We start from the raw sequence: 6,236 nt of genomic DNA, 5'->3' as shown, positions 1-6,236 counted from the left end.
TGTCAACCAAGAAGAGATTGGGGAGTATATCCCTGATTTCTTCCCTTCTGATGACTATCAGGATCAGGAGGAAGAGGTCCCTCATAGGATTGAAGAGGAACCACCTTTTGAAACATATTCTATCCCTTGTGGATGGGATATTGAAAAGGTGCTTTGGTTCTTCAAATCCGAGGTGGCTCGACAATATCTGACAGCTACCCTCTATTATGAGGGGGTTTTGGGTGACGGAGTTAATAAAGTTGTGATTCGCGAAAGCGAAAGTCACAACGAACAAAACGAAGTTGCCGTGTGGGACAAGCGTGAAGGTACTTTAAGTATCACATGCTAATCCCTTTTTGTCGCATAGCGACGCCAGCCCTTTTTTAGGGCTCTCTTTTTTTTATAAATAACCCTAAAATTAATAAAACTTCTTCTTATTGTAATAGCCCAGCATCCTTGCCGGAAATTGACAAGGATGTGTTTTGTATGATTATTCTAGATGACTTAGTATAGTATGGCGGATATATTGATTTGGGTTTAGTCCAACTTTTTTTGCTGCAAGCTCTATTTTTTCAAATTCGCTGTCGGTAAAGTACATTAAAAAAGTTCTATCTCTTTTTTCACCGGTTGTTTTTTTTCTTCCGACTTTCTTCTTCTCCTTGGTAACGGTTTTTGTAGACTCTACCTCTTCTACCGTGTCCCCTCTTCCCCCTTGAATAAACTCATCGATTTTTTGAGTGTCTGTTTTTGTTACAACTCCCTTTTTAAAAACGCTCATATCATATCTCCTTTCAAACCACTTTTTCTTCGGCTATTTTAATTAATTCGTTAAAAAAATTGTTAAAGTCAATATAAGCCTTGTCATTTGTCTTAACAAACTCTTTTAAGCTCTTTCCCTCTAAAACCGCCTTTCGGTAAGCTTGCCTTTCATATATAACAGAATCCATCATATATATGTTTTTAAAATTCTCATTTTCTCTAAGCTGCTCGATGTGTTGTCTTAATCCGTCAAGATCTTTAATTAAAAATGGATTTGGTGATGCTCTGCTAACCAAAATTAAAACAACCAGATTTTTGTTAAAAGCTTTTACCTCGTTACATATTTCAATCATGTGCTCTAGGACCGTTACATCATATTGAGAAGACACTGTTGGAATTATAACTATGTTTGAACCCAGCATTGCTTTTCGCATCTCTTTATTGTCTCTACCGCCCGTATCTACAATAACGGTATCAAAACTAGGCTTGATGTGCTCTATCTCATCGCCCAGCCCTACTCCGGTTTTAGATAAGCTTGAAAACAATGGAGGTAGCTTAGATTCGCTTCTAATGTTGCTAAAAACTTCTGTAGATTTTTGAGGGTCGGCATCTATCAGCAAGACCTTATCCCCGGCTTCAGCCAAAAAAGCTGCTAAATTAACGGCAATTGTTGTTTTGCCGCTACCACCTTTTTCGTTTACGATTGATATTACCATTTTCGTACCACCTTTCTCTTGGTATATTTTAGGTAACGTAATTATAGCATACAATATTGTAAAAGCTTTTTTTTAATATTTTCTAATATATTTTAAAATATGCTAATAATATCTTTTTATTTATTTATTATATATTTTACAATATTGTTTTAATAATGTAAAAATATTGTTTTATATGTGTTTTAAAATATTTTTTGGAACACTCATCTTCTATTATGATATAATTCTAAAAACATTACACAAGGACGGATTTTTGAAATCTCAAGACGGCGGAATAACTCTTGATAAACACTCTATGTACAATTTGCTTGATCAACCTTCATTAATAGATAATCCAGGTATTTGGGGGGCTAATCTTTCAACTACCATAGAATGGGTTGATAAATTGTGTGTAGAGGATCAAGAAACGATGTTATATTTAAAATGGTGCTACCAAAACACCCCTCTTTATGAGATGGCTTCTGTTATATCAGAAATGTATTCAAATCTTAGTCAAATGGCTTCGGATTCGTTTATGTTAAATTTTAATAATGATCTTAGCTGCACAAAAAAGAAGGTAAGGGAGTTTACCGACGGAGAATTAATGTTTGTGTGGGATGCTGTTTTTAAATGTAGTAGTGAAGAGATGAGCAAATTTTATATAGAGCAAATAGAGAGCAAACTCTCTCCCGAGCAAATAAATTTTGTAGCTTTCGCTATTTTCTACGGCTCTGTTACAAACAAAATAAACGACAAGCAAAAAGAGAGGCATTCACTGTTTATAATGCTATCTATGTTTATTAAATGCGGAATTTTTAATAAACCGACAAAAAAAGCTAAGTATGTAGAAGAGCTAGTTAAATATATTGTCGAATGTAATAGTCCCGTTAAAATAGACAGACACAAATCAATAGAAAAAGAGTCTCCTATAAAAGTTTTTCGCGGATTAGAGATAGGAGTAAGGAATAACACTTCATCAAAATTTGATAGATAATCCATAACTTTTATATACAAATTTCAAAAAATAGTACAAAAAAGTGTACTAAAAATAATTCTAAAGCATAAAAAATACTATTTTAAAAATAAAAAAATATGCTTAATATCGCCCGATCTACTCGAATAATTTATACATTGATAATATATATTAAATACTTAATAAACTATGTATAGCGCTTCAAAGTATTTATAGTTAAGTAGATATTTCTAATATTGGAGTGCACAACAATGTTTGATTTATGTTTAACATCGCTGATTAGTGGAGTAATTACGGTCAGTGGATTAGGCTTAGGTGTAGACCACAATAATAAAGTGGTTTATGATTATGGTAAGCACACGCAGTATGTAATAGCTGATAAATATAGTTTAAATCAACACTGCAAAGAGCGTACCAGATTTGCTAAAGATACTGATGCGTTTAAACTTGTAAGTGTGTTAAGCACTGAAGAGAACAAAAATATCGACATCAAAAAAAACAAGGAGAAATAAAATGAAAAAGAACGGCTTTTTAGATAGACTAAATGCTAAAAAAAGATACGCAAGAATGCTTCTTGCCGGTGCTGTAGCTGCTGCTGCTGCAACAAGTAATGCATTTGCTGCTGCCCCTGGCGGTGGTGGTGCCGGAGCTCCTGGATTTGGCGACAAAAGCGACTCGTTTGGACAATTGCTTGGAACAATTATCACTTGGATGCAAGGAAACCTAGGTAAGTTACTTGCGTTGTTTGGTTTTATCGGAACATTTGTTATTTACTTAATGACACACAAGGGTTCTGTACTATTTATAGGTATTATCATATCGCTCATCGCGGGTGGTATTGTTGGTATCGTTCAAACATTCTTTGAAGCAGGTAAATCTGCATTCGAGTATAACGCACAACCTTAAAAATAGTTTTGCACAACATATAAAACTCACATTGGCGAGCGGCTTTGCCCTCGCCTTTTTTTATGCCCGAAAAAAATATTTATAACTATTTTTAAAATATTTCTAATGTATTTTCTAGTATTTTTTAATATATTGTAGGTTTGTTTTTAATATATTAAAGAGTATTTATTAATTAATTTTTCAATATTGTTTAATGTATTATTTGTATAAAAAATAGTGGAGATGATTTTAAATTTCCTCTATTCTAAAAGCAAGCGTTTTGCCGTCTTTCGTTTCAAATTCACCGCTTAGAGTCCGTCATAATTAACCCACGTGATAGAACCGCCGTAGTTGCTTTGGATTGCTTTTTTTAATGTTGTTTATCACAGCTCTTGCGCTTTTGTTGGCGCTTATTGTTTAGCTCCTGCTGGTGCTATGAAAATTTAGGAGACCTAGTGTTAAAAATTGAGAGTAAGGTCTAATATACCCTGCCCTCATTTGATTAAATGTTTTCGACAATTTTTTGTATTGCAAGTGAGAGCTTGCTTGTATTTAAGCCGTGTTTTTGTGCTTGAGTATTGGCTACTGCGATATCTTGATTTTTAAGTTGCCCCAGTACATTTACTGCGTATTTTGCGACATTTAATACAGAGGCATATTTTTGTATCGATCTTGAAGCCTTTTCTACGTCTAAACTATACAAAATAGAGTCTACCACCGTATCTTCAAGGTTCCATTTTGCAAAAATTTGCGCCCCAACCTCTTCGCTGCTCATTCCGATAAAAGCGCGTTCTATAGCGGCAAGATCATTGATATCGGCGCACTGCGACAGCTCGGATATAAAAAGTTCCTCTTTTTGTTGAGAAATTAGCTCATGAGCTATTAAAATTTTACCAACCTCCATTAAAAAAGAAGCCGGAGCTAAAACATTTAAATCTCCGGGAGATATTCTGACATACCAATTGAATGTAAGGGAGTGTTGCATAGTTGAAATTCTTAAAAAATCAATATCTTTCATTCGGTAAGGTGAAAGATCAAGTTCAAAGCTGTTTTTTACCGCAATCATTAGAACAAAGCTTCTTATAGTTGCCATTCCAAATAAACTTACGGCTCTTGAGACACTGCTTATTTCTTTGCTAAAGCCATACAAGGGAGAGTTGGCTACTTTTAACAGATTGGCTGTCAGAAGAGGGTCTTTTTCAATTACTCTGCTCATTTCGCTCATTGATGACTTTGGATTGTCACATATTGCTTGTATTTCTGCTGCGCTAGTATCCAAAGGGGGAAGTGATGTTATTTTATCTGCTATTGACGACATTTAAATCCTTATTCGTAGAAAAGTAAATATTTATTTACTAATTTTATCACAATTTAAATCTTATTATATATATTTTTTGATTTAATTTATAATTAAGTAAAAATAATATATAATTATATATCTTAGTGTATGGAGGTGCTAATGGTTGTTTTTACTCGCGGCAATATATTTTACTCTCAGGCTCAAGCACTAATCAATCCCGTTAATTGCATGGGTGTTATGGGTGCAGGTTTAGCCCTACAATTCAAACAACAATTTCCTATAAATTTTACTGTCTACGCAGAAGCTTGTAAAGCAAAACAGCTTAATCCGGGAGGCTTGGTTGCCTTTACGGAAAAAGAAAAAGTTATTATTAATTTAGCTACAAAAGATCATTGGAGAAATCCATCAAAGTTACAATACATAAAAGATGGTCTTCAGGCTCTAGTCCGATATACTACAACCCACCATATAGAGTCTGTTGCAATTCCACCTTTGGGTTGCGGATTAGGCGGGTTAAATTACAGAAAAGATGTTAAGCCGCTTATTAACGATATTCTTGGCGGGGTTCCTAGCGTAAAATTTATGATATATGAGCCGTCGAAATATTAGTTAAACAATATTGTAAAATATATTTAAAATAATTATTTAATATTTTAAACAAATATTTTAAATATATCAAAAAATATTTTATAGTATATCAAAAAATATTGAAAAATTAATTTAAAAAATGCTATTTTTAAGCTTAAATATAGTATAATTACATTATATAAATTTTTATAAAGGAGTTAAATATGGAAAAACTTAAAATTTGTAAGTTAGTTACAAAAGAGGGCGCAGGAATTGTAAATGGAATACAAACTGTCTTTATAGAGGATGTTGATACGATTATTTTAATCGGAGATAAAGAGATCGAGCCAAAAGAGTTGCTTAAGCCATTGGGTGCCTTGTTTGGTTATAAAATCAAATGCAAGAATGATTGCGTTGTGGATGATGATTTCTTAGAGCTTATAGAAGATTGCGAAGATGATATTAGAGTTTTCATACAATCGGAAGAGGGCGGTTTTACAAAAATCGGGAAGCTTGCTAAGATGAAATATAAAGAGGGAGTGGCAAAAGAGCTTTATATGGCTCTTATGGAGCCAAATACGAATAGGGAAAAAGATGAAGAGGCAAGCGATGATGACGATGATATTGATTTAAAAGCCTGCGGATTTGAATAAGAGGGTATAGCTAGTAATTTTAGGCTATAACATAGGTAATATCTCAAAAAGGATATACCATGACAAAACTTATGGCATGCGAGAATGAAATTCAAACATCGGTAAGTATTCAAAATGTGGGATACGTCGGCAGAGGTAAAGTAGGGATATATGGTATGGCTTATAGCGAGCGTCTGAAAATGCTTTATATGTTTTCCATTCTGCCGACGGCTAAAAAAGAGTATCACTCTTTAGTTATTAACGATCAGCCGTTTGATAAGTTAAAAACATACGAAGAGAGAGAAAAATTCCACATCCTAGCAGCGGATTTGGAAAGAGCGCTTAAGGCTTGTGACGAATTAACCCTATCGTACAGAGTAAGCGTTAATATAATTAATCCTACGACCGCTAATCCCGAGGGTGGTTTTTTGGTAAAAAGAGATTAA

Annotated in this window: 10 protein-coding genes; 7 read left to right on the top strand and 3 right to left on the bottom strand. The window is 33.8% G+C overall.

What is annotated here, in order from left to right:
* Nucleotides 1-328: hypothetical protein (locus tag ACHJH3_RS10975; RefSeq protein ID WP_407064844.1), on the top strand; the 328-nt coding region annotated here is incomplete at its 5' end.
* Between the two features lie 141 nt (nucleotides 329-469).
* On the opposite strand, the gene ACHJH3_RS10970 is transcribed toward ACHJH3_RS10975, so the two are convergent.
* Entirely contained in the window at nucleotides 470-757 is a 288-nt protein-coding gene (locus tag ACHJH3_RS10970) for a plasmid mobilization protein (protein WP_407064843.1), read from the bottom strand.
* 13 nt (nucleotides 758-770) lie between these two features.
* Nucleotides 771-1,454, bottom strand: a complete 684-nt coding sequence (locus ACHJH3_RS10965) for an AAA family ATPase (protein ID WP_407064842.1) — start codon at nucleotides 1,452-1,454, stop codon at nucleotides 771-773.
* 253 nt (nucleotides 1,455-1,707) lie between these two features.
* On the opposite strand from ACHJH3_RS10965, the gene ACHJH3_RS10960 reads away from it, so the two are divergent.
* The 3 genes from ACHJH3_RS10960 to ACHJH3_RS10950 all read left to right on the top strand — a co-directional run bounded on the left by ACHJH3_RS10960 (nucleotide 1,708) and on the right by ACHJH3_RS10950 (nucleotide 3,312).
* A complete protein-coding gene (locus tag ACHJH3_RS10960; protein ID WP_407064841.1) occupies nucleotides 1,708-2,427 on the top strand; it encodes a hypothetical protein in 720 nt (239 codons plus the stop codon).
* A gap of 230 nt (nucleotides 2,428-2,657) precedes the next feature.
* The gene (locus tag ACHJH3_RS10955) at nucleotides 2,658-2,918 is read left to right on the top strand and encodes a hypothetical protein (RefSeq protein WP_407064840.1); all 261 of its coding nucleotides are present in this window, start codon (nucleotides 2,658-2,660) and stop codon (nucleotides 2,916-2,918) included.
* A 1-nt stretch (nucleotide 2,919) separates the two neighbouring features.
* The gene (locus ACHJH3_RS10950) at nucleotides 2,920-3,312 is read left to right on the top strand and encodes a TrbC/VirB2 family protein (RefSeq protein ID WP_407064839.1); all 393 of its coding nucleotides are present in this window, start codon (nucleotides 2,920-2,922) and stop codon (nucleotides 3,310-3,312) included.
* 481 nt (nucleotides 3,313-3,793) lie between these two features.
* Here the strand turns inward: ACHJH3_RS10950 and ACHJH3_RS10945 are convergent, their stop codons facing one another.
* Complete coding sequence (locus tag ACHJH3_RS10945; protein ID WP_407064838.1) at nucleotides 3,794-4,609, bottom strand: HDOD domain-containing protein; 816 nt, start codon at nucleotides 4,607-4,609, stop codon at nucleotides 3,794-3,796.
* Between the two features lie 141 nt (nucleotides 4,610-4,750).
* On the opposite strand from ACHJH3_RS10945, the gene ACHJH3_RS10940 reads away from it, so the two are divergent.
* From ACHJH3_RS10940 to ACHJH3_RS10930, 3 genes are all read left to right on the top strand, one after another.
* Nucleotides 4,751-5,200, top strand: coding sequence for a macro domain-containing protein (locus ACHJH3_RS10940; protein WP_407064837.1), 450 nt, complete (start codon nucleotides 4,751-4,753; stop codon nucleotides 5,198-5,200).
* A 182-nt stretch (nucleotides 5,201-5,382) separates the two neighbouring features.
* Complete coding sequence (locus ACHJH3_RS10935; RefSeq protein WP_407064836.1) at nucleotides 5,383-5,811, top strand: hypothetical protein; 429 nt, start codon at nucleotides 5,383-5,385, stop codon at nucleotides 5,809-5,811.
* A gap of 59 nt (nucleotides 5,812-5,870) precedes the next feature.
* Nucleotides 5,871-6,236: a hypothetical protein gene (locus ACHJH3_RS10930; RefSeq protein WP_407064835.1), complete on the top strand. Its 366-nt coding sequence runs from the start codon at nucleotides 5,871-5,873 to the stop codon at nucleotides 6,234-6,236.

The organism is Campylobacter canis, assembly GCF_045504005.1.
GTDB classification, from domain to species: Bacteria; Campylobacterota; Campylobacteria; order Campylobacterales; family Campylobacteraceae; genus Campylobacter_A; species Campylobacter_A canis.
Note: the sequence above shows the minus strand (reverse complement) of the source record. Positions and strands in the feature narration are given on the sequence as shown.

Coding starts and splice junctions, on each gene's coding strand:
- ACHJH3_RS10950 (WP_407064839.1), top strand. CDS start 2,920: ATGAAAAAGAACGGCTTTTTAGATAGACTAAATGCTAAAAAAAGATAC.
- ACHJH3_RS10970 (WP_407064843.1), bottom strand. CDS start 757: ATGAGCGTTTTTAAAAAGGGAGTTGTAACAAAAACAGACACTCAAAAA.
- ACHJH3_RS10930 (WP_407064835.1), top strand. CDS start 5,871: ATGACAAAACTTATGGCATGCGAGAATGAAATTCAAACATCGGTAAGT.
- ACHJH3_RS10940 (WP_407064837.1), top strand. CDS start 4,751: ATGGTTGTTTTTACTCGCGGCAATATATTTTACTCTCAGGCTCAAGCA.
- ACHJH3_RS10935 (WP_407064836.1), top strand. CDS start 5,383: ATGGAAAAACTTAAAATTTGTAAGTTAGTTACAAAAGAGGGCGCAGGA.
- ACHJH3_RS10965 (WP_407064842.1), bottom strand. CDS start 1,454: ATGGTAATATCAATCGTAAACGAAAAAGGTGGTAGCGGCAAAACAACA.
- ACHJH3_RS10945 (WP_407064838.1), bottom strand. CDS start 4,609: ATGTCGTCAATAGCAGATAAAATAACATCACTTCCCCCTTTGGATACT.
- ACHJH3_RS10955 (WP_407064840.1), top strand. CDS start 2,658: ATGTTTGATTTATGTTTAACATCGCTGATTAGTGGAGTAATTACGGTC.